This is a genomic window from Vulcanisaeta souniana JCM 11219 (assembly GCF_026000775.1).
Classification (GTDB): Archaea; Thermoproteota; Thermoprotei; order Thermoproteales; family Thermocladiaceae; genus Vulcanisaeta; species Vulcanisaeta souniana.
This window is the reverse complement of record NZ_AP026830.1, coordinates 1,430,770-1,455,289: the sequence shown is the minus strand read 5'-3', so window position 1 is coordinate 1,455,289 and position 24,520 is coordinate 1,430,770. Positions and strand designations below refer to the sequence as shown.

Sequence of the window (24,520 nt, the reverse complement as noted above, 5' to 3'; positions counted from 1 at the left end):
ATGAAGGTCCTACTTGTTAAAATAATGCCTATGTATTCCATAAGGATACCCGAAACCTACCAGGTGGCCGTTTCTTACCCGTTAATTCCGCCATCAACCCTAATAGGCACCATATCCTATACATTCTCTGTACTAGGCTATTGCGGTAAATCGGGGCAGGTATGGCGTGACCGTGTTAAGGAATGTCTCGATTTTACGAGGAACCACGTACTTAAGGCGCGCGATACATCGATAATAGATGGTGAGCTACCCATAGTTAAGTGGAGTTTAGTGCTGCATATAATTAGGGGCGTACTTGAGGAGAATAGAATGCCAACAAATATTGAGGAATTTAAGGGGTTTTTAGATGCGATGGTTAGGGAATTCGCACTGTCACACCCAAGAACCGTATTGGTAATACCCAAAGATGAGGATTCCATTGACTTGTTGAAGCGTGCATTATGGCTAATGGGCAGGTTTGGCAATAGTGAGTCTTGGGCATCCACGACTTCAGTAACTGTTACTGATGCGGAAAGATGCAATGATAGGAATATCAATGTAATTGTTAAGTACAACCAAAACCGTATTAGCGGTGGGTTCACAGTAGTTAAGGCCACTGATGAGGTGGGTATTGAATCCATGTTTGCACTACCTGTCACATCCGGCAGGAGGGGTGACGTTTATTATCCATCAACGATGAGTTATGGCGGTGACACATTATGCGCCAGGCTTAATGGTGCAAGTATAGTGTTTCCTGGTGGTGAAGACTGGTGAATGCCAACTTTGAAGAATTGATTAGAGACTTCATAATTGAGTGGTGTGCAGCAAAGCGTGGTAAGAATGGGTGTACTGTGAATGAGGAGTATCTAAGGAACCAAGCCAAGGTAGCTGAGGACATATATAATGAATTAAACAATGCCGATAAAGGCAAGCTAGTAATTCTTAAGGCGCCAACGGGTAGCGGTAAGACGGAGATCCTGGCCTCCATATTCCTAATGCAGTGGCGTACGAAGGATTGGTTTGCAGGTAGACTTTACTGGGTTGAGCCGATGCACGCATTGCTTAGGCAAATGAGGGATAGACTGGAAATCTATGCTAAATTAGTCAATAAATCATTGAAGATAGGCGAGGATCATGGAGAGGTAATTAATAAGACGTTCCTATACACGGCACCAATAACCCTAACCACCGTTGATACGCTGGTTTATGGTTATGTGACTAAGAGAGTTCAAGCCTGGAGGGAACGTGGAGTTGAGACAGGTAGGTATACGTTACCCGCTGGGTTAATAATGAATTCATTGGTGATATTTGATGAGGCGCATTTAATACAGGATGAGGCGTTCCTAGGACCCAGGGTGCTTGCCAGGGTTATTTGTAGTATTGTTAAGGCTGGCGGGTTAGTAATTTTCGCCACCGCGACATTACCAGGGTCAATTAAGGAGAAATTCATTGAATTATGTGGTGATGATAACGTAAGGGAAATAACAGTTAAGGGACCCGCACGTCAAGTGGCCGTTAATACTGTGGATGCATCGTTAATTGAGAATATAGATACGATATCATGTAACGACTTCTCAATAGTAATATTAAATACCGTGGATAGGGCGTACAATGCGTATATTAGGTTAAGAGAAAGGTGCGATAAGGATGATGAAGGTAAGGTTGTGCTCATACACTCATTAATGACAAGAGGCGATAGAGAGGAGGTATATAGGAAAATAAGCAATGCTGAGAATCTACGTAATAGCGGGAAAAGTACTGGCTTTATCCTGGTTGGAACCCAGGCTATTGAGGTGGGTATTGACTTCTCCTTTGATAAGCTGTACACCGAATTATCGCCAATGGATAGCTTAATACAGAGAATAGGCAGGGTAGGTAGGAGGGGCATAAAAGGTGAGGTCACCATTTTTACAAAACTTGAAAGCCCAGCACCTTATAACGACGAAGTAATTAATGTGACTCACGGCCAGGTTAATAGGCTAAAAACCATTGACTTTAGCGATGTTAATGCCATATCAGGCTTACTGGACAACGTATACACAAGAGACCTAGTAGAGAAAATATCTAGCAAAGGTGATGAACTTTTCTATAAATCAATAGATTACCTAGAAAACTTACACCTCTTCGCCTACCCACCTGATGAGGAAACATATGAATTCTTAATAAGGCCATCTTATTACGTAGAGGTCGTTATACTTGATGCTGATAAGTTAATACATTATGACACTAATATTAGTACAGATAAAGTCTTAACGCAATTAAAAAATGGTCACTGCATACGTTATGAGATAGGAAATAAAGTAAGAATATTATGCGACGAGAACACTATACATATGAACATGTTTAAGTTATCAATCTCTGAATTACGCGAGGAGCCACTTAATAGGTATCGGAATTTGATAAGTAACTTAGGAAATATTGCCTCTCAGAGCATATACTTATTAACATTTAACGCAAGGGATGAGTTAGCTATTATTCTTATTAATAGAGCTAAGGAAATGAATATGCATATCGATATTTTCGCATTCGAAAATATTAACGAAAATGAAATAAATCGCCTATTATGGAACCCGCCACCATTAATAGCAATACTTGATGAAGCTGGTAATTTAGAAATATATCAACATTATATGGGATTAAATACTGAGTTAATTAAACCAAGCCAACAGGTTACAACTAAGAAGAGAAGTAGAAGGAGTCGTAAGAGGTGATGATTTGATGAATATCTGCTATTCATATAATAAGGAGGGGAAGGTAGAGAGGTATGAAAATCATATAAAGTCGGCTGTGGCAGCCTGGAGCGTCATTAAGCCTTATTATGAGAAGGTATTGGATAGGGTATTAGGGAAGTTAGAATTCGACCCAATAGCCGTGGCCTTGGCTATTCATGACCTTGGGAAGCTTACAAACGCGTATGAGATGAGTCCCAGGAACTTTAGGCACGAAATATTTAGTGGCTATGCCATGTATAAAATTCTCGGGAAAAGGCCTGAGGATGTGAAAATGATCCTCTCATTGGCTGTGACTCTTCATCATGAAAATATCCTAATGGGGGTATACGTAGGTGAATTAGGTGAGAGGTACTTAACAATAAGTAACATTAGGAGGATACTCGATACATTTAAGGACAAACTTAAGCCTAATTGTGACGTTAAGCGAACGTTTAATGAACTATTAAAGAACTTCCTAGTAAGAAAAGGACTTATTAATGATGAGTTCGTGAATGATATTATGGAGTTTATAGACCATTGGTTAAACGACGGTATTAAAATTGATGACATAATATATTCAATTAAGGATATGATTGCGTGGGCGAGCGTGGGTCCTTTAGAGGACCTGCTCATACGTAGAGCCAGGGTGGCGTCAGTGCTCCATTTAATAACACTGGCAGATTCCATCGCTGCCAATGTACTTAGGAGCGGAGATATGAAGGATGAGGGAAATTGGATAGTCGAGAGAGTATCTAAAGGTGCGGAGCCAGTGGATATTAATGAAATTAAGGACGCTATTAACAAGGTGATGGGTAATGCCCCTTGAGCTTTATACGCCGGGGCATAACCTGGTCACGGATTCGTTGATAATGCATGGCATGGTTAGGTACTTGGTTTGGGCGGGGGCTAGGCGCGGTTCCGTGGAGAGGATTGGCGAGAGGTTTAGGATCATCGTTAACGAAGATGTAGATGAGAACAAAGCGGTGAAAGAACTCGTTAGATTGCAGGGACAATGTAGGTCAACGATTGAAAAAATAGAAGCCATTGGTTTATTCCTTAGGAAGGTTTGGGCATCAAATGTTAATGAACCGGCATTTCCTGCATGGGTTAGATCATTAAGCCAATCAATTACGGCATTCAAATCAATAAAAACTTACACAGACATAAACCATGCAGCAAACAGTAATGAGGGCAGGAGATCATCCAGGGTAAATCCAACGGCATACCTACCGTTAGGCCCCATTTACGGCAAATACCTCAGTAGGGATTACGTAGTTAAGGAAAATGTACAATATACAATATGTCCCACCTGCTTCCTAATGGCTAACATGGGTCTCGCCTACGGATCATTTGTGCTAAGGGTCAATAAGGGCAATAGAATTAGCTCAATAATGGTTACATTAATCCCGTCCGTTAAGGCTGATTTAATCGATATCGTGCTGGTGCAAAGGGCATTTGAACATAGGTATAACGAATTTAACCTAGATATACCAATCCTCGCAGCACCATTAATAGTATTATCCTTTGGAGAAACCCTCTACGCATTCGAAAACATGGATGCACTAATATGGATCTATGAAAAGAGTGGAAACTTCATGAGAATACCAAATTATATCCAGATTAATATAGAGGGATTATTGAAAGCTATCTCAGACATTAAGTACCACATACCGCAATGGCCGAGAATCCTTAATGATTGCTTCCTTAAGAATGAAGACGGGCCTATCATTCTCGCAGAATTAAGCGAAGCAATAATCAATAATACAATAAAAGATAATATATACAACATTACTAGAGAAATTGTAGAATTCCTAAAGAAAAAAGAAACATGCATAGCACACCTAGATGCCATAAAAAAATTAGTCGATGTACTGGCGGAATTATAGTTAATTAATATAAACTATAGCTTAATTGTTATTATTATGCATTTATTACCTTTTGAAATTAAATCTATAATACTATTAATAATATTATCATTGCATAGATCCATTAGATTGATCCCTGGCAAAAATTCACATTTAACATTATCACTTTTTAAGCATCCTATTATTGTTCGAATGGCGGATACCTCAATGATTACGAAGACTTTAGCCTTATCATCTTTGGTACAATACTTATTACGTAATTCATCACATTGTATATTTAGTCCATTAGTAAATTCAAACGCTATTACATCATTATTATACTTCATAAAACAATCGACAGCCTGATCATGTTCAGACTCACATAATTTACCATTTAATAGTTCAGATGCTATTGATATATCATAGAAAAAGTATTTATTATCATTAAGCGTTTTAAGAATATTATTAAGTATTCTTTTAAAATGACAGTACTCATTTTTATCACATAGATATAAGCATGGTATCCTTAAGTAAAGCGTTTTATATTCTTTCATCATTATGCCAATGCGTGCTAGGCATGAAATACATCCATTATTCATATATAATCACAATGCTGTTTTTTCGTACAATCTATAAACGTTGTAAGTTTCAATATCACTGGTTAAAGGCGATTGTATAACGCAACCCTGCCAGGGCTTAGGCACCACTATACTCATTTCACTCCAATCTTTATATACGTTGGCATTATAATCCTTAATCCTTATGTGCCTGAGTGTGTCCAGGAATATTAAATCGTGTGTTGATAGCACCACTGTTACGCCATTATTGACCATGGCCCAGAGCATAAGTGCTAATTTGTCCTGTCCCATTGCTGGATGTAGGTATGAATCGATATTATCTATTAGCACTAGTGAACCTTCATGTATGTATTCGTTAAGCATAAATGCTTCAAGTGTTAACAATATGTTTACATAGCTCGAAGAGTACGCAACGTCTATGGTTGCACCAGCGACGTGCTCAATTATCATAATTCTACCCTTATCAACCCTTAATTGTTCTACTGCCTCACTAAGGAATGGCAGTTGTTTAAGCATCTTCTCGTTACGCATTACTCCTCTTAGCACTAAATCATTTATATATTGGCTTAGATGCGCGTAAGGCTCTGCCATAGTTGGTACAAACCTATACCTTAATATGGCCTCTACATCAGTTGGTATAAGAATTACGTCATGGAATGGATTATACCCCCACTCAACTTTACAGTTAGGTTCCTCAACATTAGAGCACGTTAAGAATATCCCTTTATCCCTCCAAGTTCTAACGTCGGGATTCTTCTTGAATTCGTCTAATTCATCCTCGGCTATGTTGACTATACTTAACATAATTGAGCCATCCCTTAATTTACCAGATAAGTAGTTACTAGCCATCGCCACTAAGTCGTTGGTTGTTGTTAATTTGTTCAGTGCTGCATAGACCATGTTAAATATTAGTCTCAGTAACATGGATTTACCGCTTCTAGGTGGTCCCATGATTACTGTGAGTGGTTTTAATTCAAAGTCACAGTCCAGAAATTTTTCTTCCCTGCCTGAAATACTTATTAGCAGGTATAGCATAGTCATGTAATGATTGGTCTGCTTATAAAAATTGCTTTTACCGTTGATTGGGAGGTTAGGTTTAATACGTGGTGTGGTCGTTTTGTTAATCGTTTAATTAGTGAGGTACTTAGTGGTGCTGGCTTTAATGCGCCTCATACCGCTAGGGAGAAGCCGTTCACAGCATCCCCAATACTCGACTTTAGGGGTAATGTGGCTAGTAGGCTCGTGCCCGGCGAGCCCTATAATGTTAGGGTTTCCTTGATATGTTCTGAAATTGATTGTTCCGCCGTAACTAGTTTATTTACTAGGGGTGAGCTTAAGTTGAGTGATGGTGAGGTCATTAAGGTAGTTAGTGCTGAGGTTGATGAGGTCAGGTTAGGCATGTATGAGGGTGGTGATTATGGGGTTGTTGTTCGTTGGCGTGTTAGGTTTTGGCCTACGTCCTTTATTTTTAGGAGTCATTACGTTGCTTGGCCTAGTCCTGCTAGGTTCTTCTCGTCGGCTGGTCTTACCCTTGCTAGGGTTTTGAGGGATGTTGATTTGTTGGTTGGTAGGGGTGGTGAGTCTTTGGTTGGTGTTATTGGTGATGTTGATCTTAAGGGTTTTGTTAGGGACTTGGTCTTTAACACGGAGGTTCTTGGCATGAGGGTTAGGAGGTTCGTGATTAACCTGGGTAGGGGTAGGAGACTCCCTGTGTTTAGTGGCGTCGCTGAGTATGTTACTTATACGGATAGGCCTGGCTTGTTTAGGCTTCTTCTTGATGTTGCTAATGCCTATGGTGTGGGTAAGAATAGGGCGTTGGGTCTCGGCTATGTTAGTGTTGACGTGCTGGAGCAACATATATTGCGCTAACCGTGTTTTTCGTAATAACCATTCTCAACCTATTTAGTTAGATGGTTAAGGTGTGACTTGTTGTACGCGGTGTCGTTATTTAATAGGGCAGTAAATGCCTTTAATTGTGTCGTTACAGTAGATATTTCCTAATGGCGTGTTCCAGCACTGGATCTGTTATTTTATACGTATCGCCTTGTTTCTCGATTATGCTCATCTTAATTAACTGCTTAAGTAGGTCTGAAGTTGTGACTGTCCACGGTGACGCCCTCCTCAGCCTCCACCGCCCTCTTTATCTCGGACCACCTCCTTGGCCCCTCTGCAATAGTCCTTAGCATCACCCTATACCTACCCTCAGCCCTTGATTTCATTAGGATTACCCTCAATTTCCTGTCTCTAGCCGCTGTGTCGATTATTGAGTTCAAGTCTTTATTACCGTGAACGTAATTCCAACCAAACAAGGTTAACCAACCGATTATTCCATCAAGCCTATTCACGGCCGTCCTAAGCACATAATCCTCAACGTAAATCCCATACTGCCTGAATCCACTTCTCAGGAAGTCCATGTATTCCTCATCCATTAGTCGCCTAAGTTTAATTTCCATTATTGCCCTACCGTAAAGCGGTGATTTAGGGTCATTCAATCTTAGTGTGTCATAAACCATACCGACTTGCGAGTTGGTCAGCATGCTCACTATATTGTCCAGGTTATCATAAATGTAGGCCAGGAGCATGGGTATATTAAGTCCCAAGGCCCTCAGTTCCTGAACCTCATCAATTGCTAGGACAACCCTTTCGCCTAGATCCTACGCAACTTTATTCACAGTCTCTAGTAATGATGTTAATACGGCCCTGCCCCTATGCCATGATACGGATGCACTCAGTGGCAATGTATTTACTGAGATTCCATCAATGTTACGCAATAAACCCAGTAATCTATCCCTAGCATTAGACCTCTGCCGTAGGAAGTTGGTTAATGCCTGTGAAAGCTCAATCATGAATCCCTAATGCTCATCCTCCCCTCATTAGTCACTATTCTTCTTGCATAAATCAGTATATGCGGCACCCCATAACTATTTAAGAAACTCCTTAGCAGGCTAGACTTGCCCATACTCCTAAGGCCTAGAATCACTGCAATCCTGCCATCCCTATAGCACGACATTAACCGATCAAGTTCATTCTTGAAGTCGTATAATTCCTCAACACGTTCCTTAGGTTTTAAATCGAAAAACGCTGGTACTACTACCAGTTACTGGTGGTGGTACCAGTTAATAATTCCTTGCCTTACTTTTTGTTTAATTATTTGTTTAAATGACTTGGTTTGTATTTCCTTTGTTTTGATGGGTTAGGTTTAAATATTGTTTAAAACGGGATTCCCCGTGGGTAGGTTAAGGATCTTGCTTGTTTCGGACCTGCATGGTTCCAGTGCGGCTTATGGTAAGTTGTCTAATGCCATTAAGTTCTATAGGGCTGATGTTGTGGTCTTCGCAGGTGACTTGACTGGTAAGGCCCTTGTGCCCATCGTTAGGGATGATGGTTCCTTCAGCCTTGGTTCCGGCGTTAGTAAGTACTTGGTTAATGTCTTTGGTGATGTGAAGGCAGTGGGTGATAAGGACCTTGATAAGGTAATTAAGGACCTGCGGGGCAGGGGTTACTACCCACTGGTTACTGATAAGGCTGGTTATGAGGAACTCGCGGGCAATAGGGATAGGGTTAGGGAGACCTTTGTTAAACTCATGATCAACGCCCTAGAGGAGGACCTGGGCAAGGTAGTCACTAGGTATAGGGAGGCTGGCGTTAAGTTATTGGTAATGCCCGGTAATGATGATTACCCAGAGATTGCGGACTACGTGAAGAAGAACGCCTCAGACGTACTGGTGCCAATTGATGAGGACGTGGTCGAGTTCAACGGCTATTACTTCCTTGGCTTTGGCTATTCAACGCCGACACCCTGGAACACACCAAGGGAGGTCAGTGAGGAGGAGCTTAGGGCTAGGGTTGAGAAGTTAATTATGGATGTCGATCAGTCGAGGCTTGGCAAATTGATAATGGTTCTTCATGACCCACCATATAACACACTAATTGATCAGGCATATCAATTAAGCAAGGACTTCAAGCCTGTGGTTAGGGGTGGTGAGGTTTTGAGGAATCACGTAGGTAGTAAGTCCGTGAGGGCCTTGATTGAGGGGTACTCACCATTAATGGGAATGCATGGGCACATACATGAGGCGCCTGGCATTGATTATGTGAGGAGTAACGCCGGTGTCAAGGTGCCCGTCATCAATGCGGGTAGTGAGTACTCGGAGGGCGTGCTTAGGATGGCTTACCTAATAATTGAGGATAATAAGTTGAAGAATTACTTCCTACTTAGGGGTTAGGTAGGATTTTTAAATAGAGAAATCGAGAACAAATCAACGTGGAGGTTAACCTTGAATCACTCATCAAGGACCTAGCTACCAGGGCTGGTTCGTTCGTTAAATCTAAGTCTAATGACCTTAGCTACAGGCAGATAATGAAGAGGGGCTCAACGGATGTCTCAAGGCGCATCGACCTGGAGGTTGAGGATATTATAATTAAGGGTGTAGAGAAGGAGGGATTAAACGCCATCATCAGTACCGAAGAGAGGGGTGTCGTCAAGATCGGTGATGGCGAACCTAGGTACATATTCGTGGTGGATCCACTAGACGGATCCCTCAACTTCGTCCTAGGCATTCCCTTCTACTCAATATCGATTGCGGTTGGTAGGTACAGCAATGGGTTCAGGTTTAGTGACCTAAGTGACGGTGTTGTTTACTACGTGGCTAGGGACGCCCTATATTACGGTGGCCCCAGGGGCATTGACATCAGGGGTGATGATCTGGGCGATCTTGGTGAGGATATTGACAGGCCCGTGGTATCCATTTACGTGGAACCTGATGCCAATGAGAAACTACTGCTCGGTCTTAGGGAAATCTATGGTAGATTTGGTAGGTTTAAGATTAGGAGCCTTGGTTCGGCAAGTCTCGAGATGGTCATGGCATCGCTCGGTAGGTTCCTTGCCTTCATGGATCTTAGGAGTAGGCTTAGGATATTCGATATTGCCGGTGCATACGTAATAGCGAGGGCCATGGGGATCGGTGTATACACCTTGGGCGGTGGTGACTTGGGTGGTGAGTTGGTGAGCAGTGATAGGAGGTTTAGTGTAATTGTTAGTAGGAGGCGTGACTTTGCCGGTGAGTTCCTTAGGTTGATCGGGAGTTAAGTGAAAGTTTCATTGTTCTAATTAGATAATTAGCTAGTAGGTATTAAATAGACGTTTACTTAACGTAGGAAGTAATGAGGATTAGACTAAACCTGGAGTGCCCAAGATGTGGCGGTGCCCTGTTCATGGAGGAAGATGGGGAAAGCGTTAGTATAACCTGCAATAGATGTGGTCTTAGGGCCAGTTGGAAGCTACGTGATGCCGCCAGGAGAGCCTTGAAGAACATCGACGGTTCATTAATATTTGATTGGAACTCCGTAATTGATGAACTCTACCTGGAACTGGCAATAAGCATACGCTAGCCCCGGTAATATTAATTCACGAACTAGAAAGATTAATTTATGCTCCACCAATAATAGACAAAACAGCTTTGGTGATTTAATTTGACTGAGGAATTAACATCACAATTAAGCAAGAAATTGAAGGAGTGGCTCCTGGAACTAGCCAGTAGACTTAATTGGAGGATAGATAAGGTGCTAGATTCATACAGGTTGGCGCAGCACTCGGTGATAATCGATGTTAGAGACAGTGGCGACTCAATAAGTGGTATAAGACTTAAGGTGCCATCAGAGACCAGGGACGACATTCTTTACTACGTGTCAGTGGGGCCATACGGTGCAAAATGCACTTGCGAAGCCTCGGTAATTAGGGGAAGTGTTTGCAAGCACATTGTTGCCGGCCTAATAATGTGGAACATGCTGAGTGTGATTAAGTACGGTAAGTGGCTTGACCTAAGTGAATTAACGTGGCTTAAACCATTGCAGGACGATAAGAGCGAATAGGCACAACCTAAGGTTACTTACGATGGTAAAGGCACCGCCCAATGCGTTGGCCCTCTAATCATCAAAAATCCCAATTTCAATACCACTCCTCTCTCCAGCCTCGAAATGGTATTCCTAACTATGTCGAACCCGTGGTACACGCCTTAATTAATCCCCATCACTGAGAAACAGGTAGGCCTCTAGGTCTTCATGCCCCTTCGCATTTTACCGGGGTGTTTCCTCACTGAAGCCCAGTAACTGGACCTAGCGTTATTTACCTCAAATCCTCGGTCTTAGTTCCTGCATGACCGTAACCACACTGATCCTAACCTCCAATGCGGCCCAGCGCTTCCTTTATCGTGAAAGGGATCACATGAGCATTTTTATGCGGACGCCGTAAATTGTGATCAAGCAAGGCTCCAAGGATGCGTTACCGCATTCCTAAGCCCATTGATAGCGAAGTGTTAAGAGGGACTGGGTAGTTAATGGCCCTGTGGAGCACTTGAGGAAATTAATGAATGCCTATGATGCCATTTCAAGGATTTACCCAGAGACCAGGGAAGGGGGGTTGTTGGCCAGGAAACTATTGGAGGAAGTTAAGGATCTAATCAGTGGTTTGACGCCTGGGGTTGTGCTTGATATTGGCGCCGGTGCGGGTGGTAACCTGGGCATTACGAGGACCAGCTTGAGTAATTCGCTTTATATCGGTTGTGAGTTAAGCATGGGTATGATAAGGGCCTCCGGTGGAATCATTGAGTGGGTTAACTGCTCAGCGACGCATTTACCCACTAGACCAGGATCTATTGATCTAGTGATGTCAATATCTGCATTGCACCATGTTCCCAGGGAATTAATGAGACATGTTTTACGTGGTGTTTACGAATCATTGAGACCCGGTGGGTTATTTATAGCCACTGTGTGGGGTTGCGACAAAAACACCCTAAGGAGGCTAATACCCATTGGTGATTGCGAGGGTTATATACCATGGAGTCACGGACTCAGTGAAAGAATCCACAGGTACTACAGGCTTTTTAGGGGTGGTGAGCTCGATGATGAGGCATTGAAGATAGGCTTTAGCATTATTAGGAGTGGTGTTATTAGGGTTGGTGCATTTACTAATTATTACATAGTATCACGGAAGTAAATATATAATCAATATATACATAATACTTTATTATTCAACCTTTAACTAATGTAATTCCGTGATTAGTAATGAATACGCAACACTATGAGTATCAGTTAACGTTGGATAAAATAATACGTAAAGCAGCCCAGATATACCCAAATACAGAGGTTGTTCATGCACCACCAGGCGGGCCTATAATTAGGTCAAATTATGCTAAGGAGTGGGACAGGATACAGAGACTGGGCTCGGTGCTTGAGGAATTAGGCGCGATCCCTGGTGAACCAGGTAAGTTCGGCAGCAAGATTGCAGTGCTTGATTGGAATACCATAATGCACTTCGAGCTTTACTATGGTGTACCCATGTACGGCGCCGTGCTACACACAGTTAACGTACTCCTCTCACCAGAGGACATAATATACACGATGATGCATGCACAGGACGACATCCTCTTCATAAACGAGGACTTCACATCACTGGCAAGGGTCGCCACCTCACTCATAAAGACTATCAAGAAGGTCGTGATAATGAGTAACAAGCCAGACCACGAGGAGGTGACATTTGACGGCGCCGAGGTTTATTGGTATGAGGACCTCATCAGGGACGCAAGACCCTACAACTTCCAGGAGCTTAGTGAGAACATGGTAGCCACGATGATGTTCACCTCAGGAACCACGGGGAGGCCAAAGGGCACCTACTTCACGCATAGGCAGTTGGTGCTCCACGCAATGTCGGTGGCCCTGTCACTATCTGCACCACCAATCAACGCCAACATATACGATGTGGCGATGCCCCTGGTCCCCATGTTCCACGTACATGCCTGGGGACTGCCATACATAGCAGCACTCACGGGGATCAAGCAGGTATACCCAGGGCGATTTGACTGGGGTTGGGTACTAAAGACAATCAAGGAGGAGGGGGTGACCATAACAAATGGCGTACCAACAATACTATACAACCTACTCTACCACCCAGACTCGCCAAAGTATGACCTAAGTGGGTTAAAGTTCATAATAGGAGGCTCAGCACTACCTAGGGGACTCCTCGAAGAAGCAAACAGAAGGGGTATACGCGTTGTCCAGGGCTTCGGACTAACAGAGACCGCTCCCGTCATACTACTTACAATGGAGAAATCAAACATGAAAGATTGGCCGGAGGAAAGAAAGAGGGAAATAATACTCAGTGCAGGGCTGCCGATACCCCTAGTTGACGTAAGGGTCGTTGATGAAAACGGCAGGGATGTCCCCAGGGATGGAAAGACGATGGGCGAACTAGTGGTTAGGGCGCCATGGATAACCAGGGAGTACCTAGGCGACCCAGAGAAGACTAGGAATGCTTGGCGTGATGATTGGTTCCACACAGACGATATAGCGGTTTGGGATAGCGAGGGCTATGTATGGATCATGGATAGGGCGAAGGATGTGATCAAGAGCGGCGGCGAATGGATATCAAGCACAAGACTCGAGGACTTAATAAGCACCCATCCAGCTGTTTATGAGGTGGCGGTCATCGGAGCTCCACACCCAAAGTGGGGTGAGAGGCCCGTGGCCATTGTCGTACCAAAGCCCGGGCAAGACATCACCGAGGGTGAGATAAGGAAGTACTTAATGGAACTCGTTAATGAAGGCAAAATGCCTAAGTGGTGGGTACCCGACAAGGTCATCATTGTTAATTCAGAACTGCCAAAGACAAGTACAGGGAAAATAGACAAGAAGGCGCTTAAGGACAGGCTCTCAATAACGCTTGACTAACACTAAAGCCTATAAATTAAAAATGGCCATTAAAAATAATCATGGAGGTCTACATAATAAAAGGCATGTCTAACAGTTATCTAACGAGTGATGGTGTACTAATAGACGCTGGCGCGAAGGCCGACAATGTAATTAAAACCACCAAAGAACACGGAATAGGCATCAAGTACCTATTCATAACACACTATCACATAGACCACATTAGGTACGCCTGGAGCATAGCCAAGGCCTTTAATTGCAGGGTGGTCGCATCAATACCTGAATCAGCGATCATCGAGGGCAGGGAAAAACCAAGAAACGCAGGGCTATTGCAATCACTATTTTCCTCCATGGTTAGGGTTAAGTCAGTGAACGTGGATATTAAGGTAAATGACGGTGAAGCCATAGAGGGTTACAGGGCAGTATATGCGCCGGGCCACACACCGGGCAGTACCGCATACCTCAAGGGCGATCTACTATTCAGTGGAGATGCTGTTGTGGAGCGGGGAGGAAAACCGGCGCTACCGCCAAGGATGTTCACACTGGATGTGGGGAAGGCCACGGAGAGTTTCAATAAGTTACTTAGTTTAAGGCCAAGGACTATCTATCCGGGGCATGGAAGCCCAATAAGCTTAGGTACTTAGGTTCTCGTTGATTCTGAACCCATGGTACTTAAACAGGTCAATTGCATTATTCATCATAATCATCTCCTTATCAACATTACTAACACCATCACTACCATCGACGCACTTAACATCACCCACCAGGTCCCTAAACCTCCTATACGGATAACCACTACCGAATAATATCCTCTCCGGGCCCAGGGTATTCAACACGGGCTTCGCTGACTCATTATTAAACAGGTAGCAATTAATCCCTGGTGTACTAAGGTAGGTATTGTCGTACTTCCTCATTACCCTGAGGACCTCCTTAATCCAAAGGCTAAACCTCTCAGGTGGTGTCCCAAGTCCGCTGATCACCATGTACGGCCTAAACTCACTAAGAACCTCCGCCAGATTCTTAGGCATTATGTGAGTAATAACCCTCTCATCAATATCCTTAGGCATACCCAGGTGCATCACAACCAACACATTATTCTTCTCAGCATACTCCATTAACTGCATGAAGGCCTGACTATATGCCGGGTTGAAAAATTGAAGAGTTGGAGAAACAAACACGCCCCTAAGGCCCAGGTGCTCTAATTCCTTAATCTTCTGCTTAACATACCTAGTGCCAAAGCTTGGGTTAATGCTTGAGAAAGGTATGAAGAAGTCACTGACGCCCTCCTTAAAGACCTCATACCAAAGCTTCATATTGTCAATCATATACTCAGGCCACTTATTGATTAAGTCGTAAACCTCCCGAACCACGGACTTAACATCAATGTACATACCCAGGTCCCTAGCCAACCTATATAATCCACTAAGCGTGAGACTAAGTGTTGGGTCCACATCAATTGGATATAGTGTGGACGCAACGGCACCAATACGGCGAAGCCTATCCTGCAATACCCAGAGCTCTGCACCAGGATGGACATGAAAGTCAATAAAGTAATTATGCAGCATTATAATCTCTATATCACTTAGGATTTAAAAATTATTCGCTAATATTTTAATCAATAGCCATAAATTCAATTACTTAACTCAAATATTTTTACATAAGACAAACACTCAAGAACCAGTGAACCTCGGCCTCCTCTTCTCAAGGAAGGCGCTCACACCCTCAACAAAGTCATGAGTATTACCCAACTCACCCTGCAACCTAGCCTCAACAGCCAAGAACTGATCAAGGTCCTTAAACAACGCCTCATTAATCAACCTCTTACCATACGAGTAAGCCCTGAAGGGCCCCTGGACGATCTCATTGGCGAACTTCAAAGCCTCGCCCAGTGGGTCATCAACAACCTTAACAAGGCCCATGGCCTCCGCCTCCTCAGCCGTGAACTCACCACCAATGAGCAAGTACCTAAGCGCCCTGGCACCAACTAATCGAGCCATCATAAGCGTCAAACCCGTGTCGGGGGCAATACCAAGATTCTGAAAGGCCAAAACAAACCTAGCGTTCCTGGAGACAAAGGCAAAGTCGCAAGCCACGGCAAGGCTAATACCAGCACCTGCTGCTACGCCATTAATAGCCGCAATGAATAACTTATCACTAAACCTTATCTCCTTCAGAATTAGGTGGAAGGAATTCCTAAGTTCATCCTCGAGATTGATTGTTCCAGGCCCACTTGGCTTGGTTGATATTTCAGCACCAGCCGAGAACGCCTTACCAGAACCAGTTATTATGCCAACCCTCTTTTTTGCGTCATTATTAAACTTACGTAGCGCATCCAGTAACTCAGCCCTGAGTTCAGGTCCTAATGCATTCAGCCTCTCTGGCCTATTGAGCGTGAATATTGTTACGGAATCCCTATCATCAATAAGTATGTACCTATACATTCAGCATCACCTATTGCTCCGCAGGTATGAATTCATACGTTAAGTAGCCCTCGGGCTCCCTCTTAACAACCTGAAGCTTAACCTTCATACCAACCCTAACCTTCCTGGAGTCATCAACCCTCAACCAAGCCAACACATTGAAGCCCTCCCTCATCCTAGCAATAGCCACTACATAATCGGGGTAGTGTGAGTACGTTAATGGCTTCGTGTTTATTATGGTGTACGTCAGTAATTCACCCTCACCACTAACCTCAACCCAATCCATGTCGCTGGCCTTACAGTACGGGCAATCGGCCTGGGGCGGGAAGTAATACCTACCACACCTCTTGCACCTCGTTGTATACACCTTACCCTCCCTCAAGCCCTCAAAGAACCTCTTAATTCTCTCAACACTAATCGAGAACCTAAGCCTCATCTCCCTAACATCATACCACAGGCTATACTGACCCTTCTCATCAGGGGCTATGGGCAGGCCAGTGGCCTTGACAACCTCATTCAACTGCTTAATAGATTGCCTCCAAAACTCCTCATACCTAGCCTCCAGGGACATCACCATCACCTCCTGGGCTTCACCTTCGGTGAACCATCCTTATCAAGTGAGTATATTGTTATGTATGCATAGTGGCCAGTACCACCAACATTGTGGGACAGGGCCCAACCAGTATAGATATCGGCCTGCCTATCCCTAGGCTCAACGCTCTGTCTCAACTGCTTAGTCATCTCAACAGCCATGCTCGTACCCGTGGCGCCGATGGGATGCCCCTTTGCTTTTAGTCCACCGTCTAAATTAACAGGTATCAAACCGCCTTTATATGTTTGCCCATTTCTAATTAATTGTATGCCCATGCCTCTTTCCACAAAGCCTAGGTCTTCGTATGCCATGACTTCGGCTATTGTGAAGCAGTCATGTACGTCAGCCACATCGAAGTACTTCCAAGTGTCTTTGTGTTCGATGCCTATTCTCTTGAATGCTTGTTCGGCTGCTTGGTATGCGGCATCTAGTCCTATGAAGTCTGGTCTCTTGCTTAGGTTTGCCGTGCCCGTGGCGACGCCTACGGACCTAATCCACACGGGCGTATCCGTTATCTTCCTAGCCAAATCCTCACTGACTAGTATCGCCGCGGCTGCCCCGTCAGTTATTGGGCTTGCGTCGTAGAGCTTGATGGGCCAGGCCACATACCTGGACTTAAGGCATTGGTCGATGGTTATTTTCGTGCCATAGAACTGGGCCTTTGGGTTTATTGAACCATAGTGATGGTTTTTAACGGCTACTTTGCAGAAGTCCTCCTCGGTGGCTCCAAACCTGTTCATGTAGGCAGTCATGTATAGTGCATAATAACCTGGAAACGTTAAACCGAAGTTCTCAAATTCCCAGAAGTAATTACCTGCCCTGCCAATGAACTCAACAACTGTTGGTGTTGGTGACTCGTACATCTTCTCCACACCGATGGCCATGGCTATGTCAGCCATTCCTGAGGCCACGGCTAAGTAGGCATTATAGAGAGCAGCACTACCAGTGGCACATGCTGCCTCAACCCTCATAGTACCCTTCGGACTTAACCCGCAGTATTCGCCAACAACCACGGCGGGTAAGGACTCGGCGCTCCAACCACCCGCGTTACCAACGACGAAGTACTGAATATCCCTCTGATCAAGCCTTGCATCCTCTAGGGCCTCCTTAACGGCCTCCCAAGCCAATTCACCCAGGGTTGTGTCGGTTCTACGCCCAAATTTCGCATGGCCAACCCCAACAACCGCAACTTCCCTCATAATTCCCATATTACTCCTCGAAAAACGCCTTAAATAATAATGCCCCTCTGTTCATTATTGCTTAGCCATTATCACTATATTCATTATATACACCCTCGACACAAATAATTTGAGTAAATTGAGATCGCACTTAATAACTTACCTAGGAGCCAGAGCAATTGATGAGCACGAAAATTAGGAAGGTCGCAGTCATAGGGTCAGGTACGATGGGTCATGGAATAGCTGAAGTAACTGCCCTGGCTGGTTATGAGGTTGTAATGGTTGATGTAGCACAAGACCTACTTAACAAAGCCCTGGAGAGGATTAAGTGGAGCCTTGATAAGTTGGCCGAGAGGGGCACCATTAGTAAGGAGAAGGTTAGTGAGGTTATGGGCCGCATAAAGACTTCGCTCTCCGTGACGGAGGCCGTTAAGGATATTGATTTAATGATTGAGGCAGTCCCTGAGAACATTGACTTAAAAAAGAAGATTTTCTCGGAGGCTGATGCCAATGCACCTTCCCATGCAATACTGGCTACGAACACGAGTAGCCTGCCAATAACCGAAATAGCCAGCGCCACGAAGAGACCCGAGAGAGTTGTTGGAATCCACTTCTTTAACCCACCAGTGTTAATGCCCCTTGTTGAGGTTATCAAGGGTGCCCAAACAAATGATGAGGTCGCCAAGAGGGCTTACGACTTCGTTAAGAGCCTTGGTAAGGAACCAATAATGGTTAATAAGGACGTACCCGGATTTGTGGTGAATAGGATATTGGTGGCCCTGAACTCCGCTGCATGCCTGTTGGTCACTAATAATGTTTACTCCATAGTTGAGATAGACTCAGCCGTTAAGTACAGGGCTGGTTTACCCATGGGTATCTTCGAACTTCAGGACTTCACTGGTGTAGACGTTGGTTACCTGGTTGGTTTTGCGGTTGCCGTTAGGGACCCAATGCTTAGGGTTCCGTGCCCACTGATTGAGGAGTTGTATAAGAAGGGTTGGCTTGGTCAGAAGAGCGGCCGTGGTTTCTATGAGTATAAGGGTGGCCCGTATGAGAGGGCTAACATACCCAGGGAGGCTGGTGAGAAGGTTGACCTAGTGCTGATATTTGCGCCGGCGATAAACATGGCCGCTTGGTTACTCAGAGAGGGTATAGCGAGTAGGGAGGATATTGATAAGGGCGTGAAGATGGGCCTTGGCTGGCCTAAGGGTGTTCTTGAGTACGCTGATGAATTCGGCATCGACAAGGTAGTGGAGGCACTGAATCAGTTATACTCTAAGTATAATTATGACCTGTTCAAGCCGGATCCATTACTCACGCAGATGGTTCAGGAGGGTAGGCTCGGCCAGAAGAGTGGTAAGGGCTTCTACGACTATGGCGCTACCGGCGTGACGGAGTTCAAGGAGATAATACTCAAGAGGGAACCACCACTCGCCTGGATAATACTCAACAGGCCGCACAGGCTTAATACCCTAACCATGACAATGCTTGATGAGGTCAGTAAGGCCCTTGACATGCTTTGGGATGATAAGGAGGTTAGGGTCGTGATAATTAGGGGCGCTGGCGACAGGGCATTTTCAGCCGGTGCCGATGTGACTTCATTCCAGGGGCCGCTGCATACGTACTACTTCTTCGTCTACAATAGGAAGTTCCAGGAAGCTGTGAGTAAGATTGAGAGGTTCCCTAAGCCCGTAATAGCGGCTATCGATGGTTACGCCCTTGGCGGCGGTTTAGAGACTGCAATGGCTTGCGACTTCAGGATAGCCACGGACAGATCAGAACTTGGTCAACCCGAGATTAACCTAGGCATAATACCAGGTGCAGGAGGCACGCAGAGGTTAATTAGGTATGTCGGCCTTGGTAGAGCTAAGGAATTAATAATGCTCGGCGACAGGATAAAGGCTGATGAAGCCTATAGGATAGGCCTAGTTAATAAGGTTGTACCCAGGGAGAAGTTTGAGGATGAGGTTAGGTCATTCGCGTTGAGACTCGCCCAGGGACCCCCTGTTGCCCTAACCTATGCTAAGTACGCTGTGAACTTCGGAACACAGGTACCAGTCGACATTGGTTTAATGCTTGAAGCAGCGTTCTTCAGCATGGCCGTAAACACGAAGGATGCCCAGGAGGGGGTTATGGCCTTTGCCATGAGGAGGAGGCCTGAGTTTAAGGGTGAATGATAAGTATATAGTATAAGTAGCAACATTACTTAAAACATACCCTTTTACTACCCTTATAGTATGCCCGAAGACCCGTTTGAACTACTAAACTCAATGACCCAACAGGCACTACCAAAAATAGCCAGTAAGGTCACCGGCCCTGTTAAGGTGTTTCAATTTACTGGGGAGGGCTACGAACCATTTTATGTGGAGATTGGAGGAGGCACCGTGAAACTCACCAAGGGTACTCACAAGTCACCAACGGCCACAATACAGGTGAATAAGGACAACCTGCTGAAGATGATTAAGGGACAACTCGATGCCATGCAGGCCTACTTCTCAGGCGCGATTAAGGTGATGGGTAATATAATGGACGCAGCATCACTTATAGACGTTATTAACACTGCACGTAAGCCATAATAAATAAGTAAAATTAACAAACTTAATTACTTAAAATTACTAGAATCTTTAATTCTATATCATATATATTATAAACATTTATTTATCAACTCAGGGATTAAGCGGCATATGAGAATCCTGGTTACAGTACCACTTACAGATCCAGACGTTGGCCCACAGGCCATGAAAATGCTCAGTGAGGTTGGCGAGGTTGATGTTAGGCCCGTGACCACCGAGCAATTGAGGGAGATCATTGGTGATTATGACGCAGTAATTGTCAGTGTTTGGCATAGGATCACCAGGGATGTTATTGACGCCGGTAGGAAACTCAGGGTTATTGGTACAGCGTCAGTCGGCACGGACCACATAGACGTTGAGTACGCCGAGAGCAGGGGTATTAAGGTTGTGAGCGCTGCTGGCGCGTCAACGTACTCCGTGGCCGAGTTCACCTTTGGTCTGTTGCTAATGATGGTTAAGAGAATCCCTGAGAACATGAACAGGGTCAGGGGTGGTGAGTGGGGTTCATTGTTAACGCCTGGTATTGAGTTGTTTGGCAAGGCACTGGGCGTGATTGGCTTTGGTAGGATTGGTTCCTACGTGGCTTCAATAGCCAATGCCTTCAGGATGAGGGTTTTTGCCTATGACCCATTTGTCGATAGGGAGAAGTTCATTGAGGTTAATGCCGTTAGGTCCGAGAATATCGATGACTTGCTCAAACAGTCGGACTTTATAACAATACATACGTCACTAACCAGGGAAAGCAAAAGCCTAATCGGTAGGAGGGAGGTTGGGCTCATGAAGGATGGCGTTTTCATTGTTAATACGGCTAGGGGTGAGGTTGTTGATGAGTACGCGATTCTTGACGGTTTAAGGAATGGTAAGATCGCTGGTTATGCAACTGACGTGCTTACCGGTGAACCACCCACCGAGGAGTCATCACCACTACTGAGGGCCTTTAAAAGGGGTGAGATTCCCAACTTGTTTGTGACTAGTCACATTGCTGGGGTTACGCGGGAGTCCGTTAAAAGATATACGTTGTATGTTGTGAAGGGTGTTAGGGACGCATTGATGGTGATTAGGAGGTGATGGGTGTGGTCAGTGGTGGTGAGGTCATAGTCAGGTCCCTAATTGAGGAGGGCATAGACACTATTTTTGGTTTGCCTGGGACACACGTACTTGGACTTTATGCAGCATTGCATGATTATAGCGATAGGTTTAGGCATGTGCTTGGCCGTTTTGAGCCTAGTATGGGGTTCATGGCAGATGGCTATGCAAGGGCCAGTGGTAGGGTTGGCGTTGTCGTTGTTACCGCAGGCCCCGGCGCAACGGGTTTAGTAACACCACTCGCCCAGGCGGCTGTGGAGGGAGCCCCAATTGTGGCGCTCGCTGGATTAACCCCAATAAAGGCAGCAGGTAGGGGTTATTACCATGAGTTTAGGGATGTTAATGCGCAGTTAAGTATTTTTAAGTCGTTTACAAAACTAGCCGTTAGGGTTGAGGATCCTAGGGAAATACCCAGGATCCTTGCCAGGGCGTTCAAGACCGCTAAGGAGGGCAGGCCAGGCCCTGTCTATGTGGAGTTGCCCAGGGACATTATCGAGAGCGAGACTGAGTGGGTTGGTTACATAAAGGAGGAGCCGACCAGGACCAAGCCTGACCTGGACTTAGTGGATCTAGCCGCCAGGGAGTTGCTTAATGCGGAAAGACCTGTTATCTACGTTGGTGGTGGCGTCATAGCCGCTAATGCGAGTGATGCCCTAATCAAGGTCGCAGAAGAGTTAGGTGCCCCAGTCGTTACCTCAGTCATGGGTAAAGGCGCAATACCCTTTAATCACCCACTGCACGGTGGTTTGGCCGCGGGTTACTTCGGGGACCCACCTGCCGTTAAGCTTGTTGAGGGTGCGGACATCGTGCTTGCCATAGGCACCAGGTTCAGTGAGTTGGGTACTGGCATGTGGTCATTACCGATAAGAGGAAGATTGATCCATGTTAATGTTGACCCCCATGACATTGGGAGGAACTATAAGGCTGACCTCGCAATAGTCTCTGATGCGCTGGAATTCCTCAATGCACTGTATGATAGGATCAGGGGCAAGGGCCCAGGTAGGGATAGGGGCATTAAGCTGATTAGTGAAGCCAAGGCTTCCTTCGGTAATCAGTATCTGAGGGAGCTTGGTTATGACGAATCCAAAATAAACCCAAGTGACCTAGTGAATGCTCTTGCCCACGTTATTGATAATGACATGCACGAGGGAAAGGCAGTGGTCACCTGCGATGCTGGGGGTAACCAGGTAGCTATGTTTCAATTACCCGTCTATAGGCCAAGGACTTACTTCAACCCGGCGGGATTTACCTCACTGGGTTTTGCAATACCGGCTGCAATCGGCGCCAAGGTGGCCAGGCCTGATGCCACTGTTGTCGCTACCACGGGTGATGCGGCCTTCTTCATGACTGGCATGGAAATAGCCACAGCCGCCGAATTAGGGCTTAGAATAGCCTTTGTTATATTTAATGATAGGGCCCAGGGAGTCTTGAAACTACAGCAGAGGCTTCTCTATGGCGGTAAGGTCTATGCGTCGCACACATACCCCATGGACTTCTGTAAATTCGCCGAGTCACTTAACGTGGATTGCGTCAGGGTTAACGATAGGAGAGAACTTGAAACGGGGCTTGAGAGATGCATATATAAGTCCAATGGACCGTGCATTGCGGATATCCTTGTTAACCCAGATGCTGTACCAATACCTATAACGAGACAGTTAATGACAATCCTTGGTAAAAGACAATAATACTTAGTTTTAATTCATTAGCAAAATAACCTGTTAATTAACCCCACTTAACGATTGCCCTTGCATGTAGTCCCTTCTCGAGGTTTTCATAAGCCTCGTTTATCTGTTCAGGTTTGTATACGTGGCTAACCAGTTTCTTAATGTCGATCTTGCCCGAGGCCACTAATTTTATTATCTCGGGTAAGTCAAGTCTTGGTCTGTAGCCTAGGCTTCCAATGATCTTCGTACCATTTATGACAAATGGCAGTGTATTAATGCTGAATGTTGATTTTGGCCCACCAAGCCCAGTAACGACGATTGTTCCAGCCCTGGTTACTGCCTCCACAGCGAGTTTAAGGTCTGGCTCTGGCCTGGCCTCGTGTACCACGTCAGCGCCGTCAGGTAGTATATCCCTTATCCTGCTAATTGGGTCTTCCTTGCTTGAGTTTATCACGTGGGTAGCGCCGAGTTCCCTAGCCTTATCTAGTGCGTAGTCCCTGATGTCCACGGCAATTATTGGGTACGCACCCATGGCACTGGCCAGTTGGACGGCCGATAAACCAACGCCGCCGACGCCTATAATAACAAGGCTAGTGCCTGGTTCAACGCCTGCCTCCCTGAGTGCGCGGTACGCAGTGCCGTAGGCGCAGGCAATCGGTGACGCGTAGTAAACGTCAACGCCCTTCTCGAGGGGTATAACGGCTATCTCTGGTACTGTTAAGTACTCAGCATGTCCACCATTAAGTCCGACAAGGCCTGTCATCCTGCCTGCAGCGGCTGGGCAGTAATTCTCCTTACCACTGGCGCAGTACTTGCAAATGCCATCTGGGACAATCCAGGAAACAATGACAGGGTCACCCTTCCTTAAGCCCCATGGATTCTTAACATCGGGTCCCAAATCCTCAACCCAGCCGGAGATTTCGTGACCGGGTATGAAGCCCTGTCCAACGGGTCCGAAGTCCCCTTTGAATAGGTGTATGTCGCTGTGGCATATACCTGTGCTTGCTACCCTGATAAGGATCTCCCCAGGTCCTGGTTTTGGTGTTGGTACATCCTTAATCTCTAGGTATGGCCTGCTTGGTCCTCTGAAGGTTGCCGCCTTCATACTTCACTCTTGAATACATCTTAGGATTTTAGTTTTGCTTATATTTAGAACACGTATATTAATGATCGATAACTTATATTAATTTAA

25 protein-coding genes are annotated in these 24,520 nt (G+C 45.1%); 16 read left to right on the top strand and 9 right to left on the bottom strand.

Annotation, left to right across the window (positions count from 1 at the left end):
- The 4 genes from cas5a to Vsou_RS07865 are packed head-to-tail and all read left to right on the top strand — an operon-like array spanning window position 1 to window position 4,576.
- Window positions 1-753, top strand: coding sequence for a type I-A CRISPR-associated protein Cas5a (gene cas5a / locus Vsou_RS07880; protein ID WP_188603024.1), 753 nt, complete (start codon window positions 1-3; stop codon window positions 751-753).
- Entirely contained in the window at window positions 750-2,690 is a 1,941-nt protein-coding gene (cas3, locus tag Vsou_RS07875; protein ID WP_188603023.1) for a CRISPR-associated helicase Cas3', read from the top strand. The genes cas5a and cas3 overlap by 4 nt, the downstream gene beginning before the upstream one ends.
- Before the next feature lie 7 nt (window positions 2,691-2,697).
- Window positions 2,698-3,516: an HD domain-containing protein gene (locus Vsou_RS07870; protein ID WP_188603022.1), complete on the top strand. Its 819-nt coding sequence runs from the start codon at window positions 2,698-2,700 to the stop codon at window positions 3,514-3,516.
- Complete coding sequence (locus Vsou_RS07865; RefSeq protein ID WP_188603021.1) at window positions 3,506-4,576, top strand: hypothetical protein; 1,071 nt, start codon at window positions 3,506-3,508, stop codon at window positions 4,574-4,576. Before Vsou_RS07870 ends, Vsou_RS07865 begins: the two co-directional genes overlap by 11 nt.
- A gap of 563 nt (window positions 4,577-5,139) precedes the next feature.
- Here the strand turns inward: Vsou_RS07865 and Vsou_RS07860 are convergent.
- Window positions 5,140-6,147, bottom strand: coding sequence for an AAA family ATPase (locus Vsou_RS07860; protein WP_188603020.1), 1,008 nt, complete (start codon window positions 6,145-6,147; stop codon window positions 5,140-5,142).
- A 9-nt stretch (window positions 6,148-6,156) separates the two neighbouring features.
- Here Vsou_RS07860 and cas6 point away from each other — a divergent pair, with 9 nt between their 5' ends.
- On the top strand, window positions 6,157-6,981 hold the full coding sequence (gene cas6 / locus Vsou_RS07855; protein WP_188603019.1) for a CRISPR system precrRNA processing endoribonuclease RAMP protein Cas6: 825 nt from the start codon (window positions 6,157-6,159) through the stop codon (window positions 6,979-6,981).
- 209 nt (window positions 6,982-7,190) lie between these two features.
- Here cas6 and Vsou_RS07850 read toward each other — a convergent pair whose 3' ends face one another.
- The 3 genes from Vsou_RS07850 to Vsou_RS07840 are packed head-to-tail and all read right to left on the bottom strand — an operon-like array spanning window position 7,191 to window position 8,122.
- Entirely contained in the window at window positions 7,191-7,712 is a 522-nt protein-coding gene (locus Vsou_RS07850; protein ID WP_229709776.1) for an AAA family ATPase, read from the bottom strand.
- Window positions 7,713-7,766: 54 nt separating this feature from the next.
- Window positions 7,767-7,958, bottom strand: a complete 192-nt coding sequence (locus Vsou_RS07845) for a hypothetical protein (protein WP_229709775.1) — start codon at window positions 7,956-7,958, stop codon at window positions 7,767-7,769.
- Window positions 7,955-8,122: a hypothetical protein gene (locus Vsou_RS07840; RefSeq protein WP_229709774.1), complete on the bottom strand. Its 168-nt coding sequence runs from the start codon at window positions 8,120-8,122 to the stop codon at window positions 7,955-7,957. Before Vsou_RS07840 ends, Vsou_RS07845 begins: the two co-directional genes overlap by 4 nt.
- A gap of 217 nt (window positions 8,123-8,339) precedes the next feature.
- Here Vsou_RS07840 and Vsou_RS07835 point away from each other — a divergent pair, with 217 nt between their 5' ends.
- The 7 genes from Vsou_RS07835 to Vsou_RS07805 all read left to right on the top strand — a co-directional run bounded on the left by Vsou_RS07835 (window position 8,340) and on the right by Vsou_RS07805 (window position 14,459).
- Complete coding sequence (locus Vsou_RS07835) at window positions 8,340-9,338, top strand: metallophosphoesterase family protein (protein WP_188603018.1); 999 nt, start codon at window positions 8,340-8,342, stop codon at window positions 9,336-9,338.
- A gap of 38 nt (window positions 9,339-9,376) precedes the next feature.
- On the top strand, window positions 9,377-10,201 hold the full coding sequence (locus tag Vsou_RS07830; RefSeq protein WP_188603017.1) for an inositol monophosphatase family protein: 825 nt from the start codon (window positions 9,377-9,379) through the stop codon (window positions 10,199-10,201).
- Between the two features lie 74 nt (window positions 10,202-10,275).
- Window positions 10,276-10,503: a hypothetical protein gene (locus Vsou_RS07825; protein ID WP_054843824.1), complete on the top strand. Its 228-nt coding sequence runs from the start codon at window positions 10,276-10,278 to the stop codon at window positions 10,501-10,503.
- Window positions 10,504-10,584: 81 nt separating this feature from the next.
- Window positions 10,585-10,983, top strand: coding sequence for an SWIM zinc finger family protein (locus Vsou_RS07820; RefSeq protein WP_188603016.1), 399 nt, complete (start codon window positions 10,585-10,587; stop codon window positions 10,981-10,983).
- A gap of 472 nt (window positions 10,984-11,455) precedes the next feature.
- The gene (locus Vsou_RS07815; protein WP_188603015.1) at window positions 11,456-12,106 is read left to right on the top strand and encodes a class I SAM-dependent methyltransferase; all 651 of its coding nucleotides are present in this window, start codon (window positions 11,456-11,458) and stop codon (window positions 12,104-12,106) included.
- Between the two features lie 68 nt (window positions 12,107-12,174).
- Window positions 12,175-13,836 (top strand): long-chain-fatty-acid--CoA ligase, encoded by a 1,662-nt coding sequence (locus Vsou_RS07810; protein WP_188603014.1) that lies wholly within the window; start codon window positions 12,175-12,177, stop codon window positions 13,834-13,836.
- A gap of 65 nt (window positions 13,837-13,901) precedes the next feature.
- Window positions 13,902-14,459, top strand: coding sequence for an MBL fold metallo-hydrolase (locus Vsou_RS07805; protein WP_264890690.1), 558 nt, complete (start codon window positions 13,902-13,904; stop codon window positions 14,457-14,459).
- Here Vsou_RS07805 and Vsou_RS07800 read toward each other — a convergent pair.
- The 4 genes from Vsou_RS07800 to Vsou_RS07785 form a co-directional block, all read right to left on the bottom strand.
- Entirely contained in the window at window positions 14,448-15,380 is a 933-nt protein-coding gene (locus Vsou_RS07800) for an amidohydrolase family protein (RefSeq protein WP_188603012.1), read from the bottom strand. The genes Vsou_RS07805 and Vsou_RS07800 overlap by 12 nt on opposite strands.
- 105 nt (window positions 15,381-15,485) lie before the next feature.
- Entirely contained in the window at window positions 15,486-16,256 is a 771-nt protein-coding gene (locus Vsou_RS07795; protein ID WP_188603011.1) for an enoyl-CoA hydratase-related protein, read from the bottom strand.
- Window positions 16,257-16,266: 10 nt separating this feature from the next.
- A complete protein-coding gene (locus tag Vsou_RS07790) occupies window positions 16,267-16,812 on the bottom strand; it encodes a Zn-ribbon domain-containing OB-fold protein (RefSeq protein WP_229709773.1) in 546 nt (181 codons plus the stop codon).
- Window positions 16,812-18,026 carry a thiolase family protein gene (locus tag Vsou_RS07785; protein ID WP_188603072.1) on the bottom strand — a complete coding sequence of 405 codons (1,215 nt, stop codon included), beginning with the start codon at window positions 18,024-18,026 and terminating at the stop codon, window positions 16,812-16,814. Before Vsou_RS07785 ends, Vsou_RS07790 begins: the two co-directional genes overlap by 1 nt.
- A 161-nt stretch (window positions 18,027-18,187) precedes the next feature.
- Here Vsou_RS07785 and Vsou_RS07780 point away from each other — a divergent pair, with 161 nt between their 5' ends.
- The 4 genes from Vsou_RS07780 to Vsou_RS07765 all read left to right on the top strand — a co-directional run bounded on the left by Vsou_RS07780 (window position 18,188) and on the right by Vsou_RS07765 (window position 23,349).
- A complete protein-coding gene (locus Vsou_RS07780; protein ID WP_188603010.1) occupies window positions 18,188-20,182 on the top strand; it encodes a 3-hydroxyacyl-CoA dehydrogenase/enoyl-CoA hydratase family protein in 1,995 nt (664 codons plus the stop codon).
- A 60-nt stretch (window positions 20,183-20,242) separates the two neighbouring features.
- Window positions 20,243-20,581 carry an SCP2 sterol-binding domain-containing protein gene (locus Vsou_RS07775; protein WP_188603009.1) on the top strand — a complete coding sequence of 113 codons (339 nt, stop codon included), beginning with the start codon at window positions 20,243-20,245 and terminating at the stop codon, window positions 20,579-20,581.
- Window positions 20,582-20,689: 108 nt separating this feature from the next.
- Window positions 20,690-21,646, top strand: a complete 957-nt coding sequence (locus Vsou_RS07770) for a hydroxyacid dehydrogenase (protein ID WP_188603008.1) — start codon at window positions 20,690-20,692, stop codon at window positions 21,644-21,646.
- Complete coding sequence (locus Vsou_RS07765) at window positions 21,646-23,349, top strand: thiamine pyrophosphate-binding protein (protein WP_188603007.1); 1,704 nt, start codon at window positions 21,646-21,648, stop codon at window positions 23,347-23,349. The genes Vsou_RS07770 and Vsou_RS07765 overlap by 1 nt, the downstream gene beginning before the upstream one ends.
- 37 nt (window positions 23,350-23,386) lie before the next feature.
- Here Vsou_RS07765 and Vsou_RS07760 read toward each other — a convergent pair whose 3' ends face one another.
- Window positions 23,387-24,433 carry a zinc-binding dehydrogenase gene (locus tag Vsou_RS07760; RefSeq protein ID WP_188603006.1) on the bottom strand — a complete coding sequence of 349 codons (1,047 nt, stop codon included), beginning with the start codon at window positions 24,431-24,433 and terminating at the stop codon, window positions 23,387-23,389.
- Window positions 24,434-24,520 lie beyond the last annotated feature (87 nt).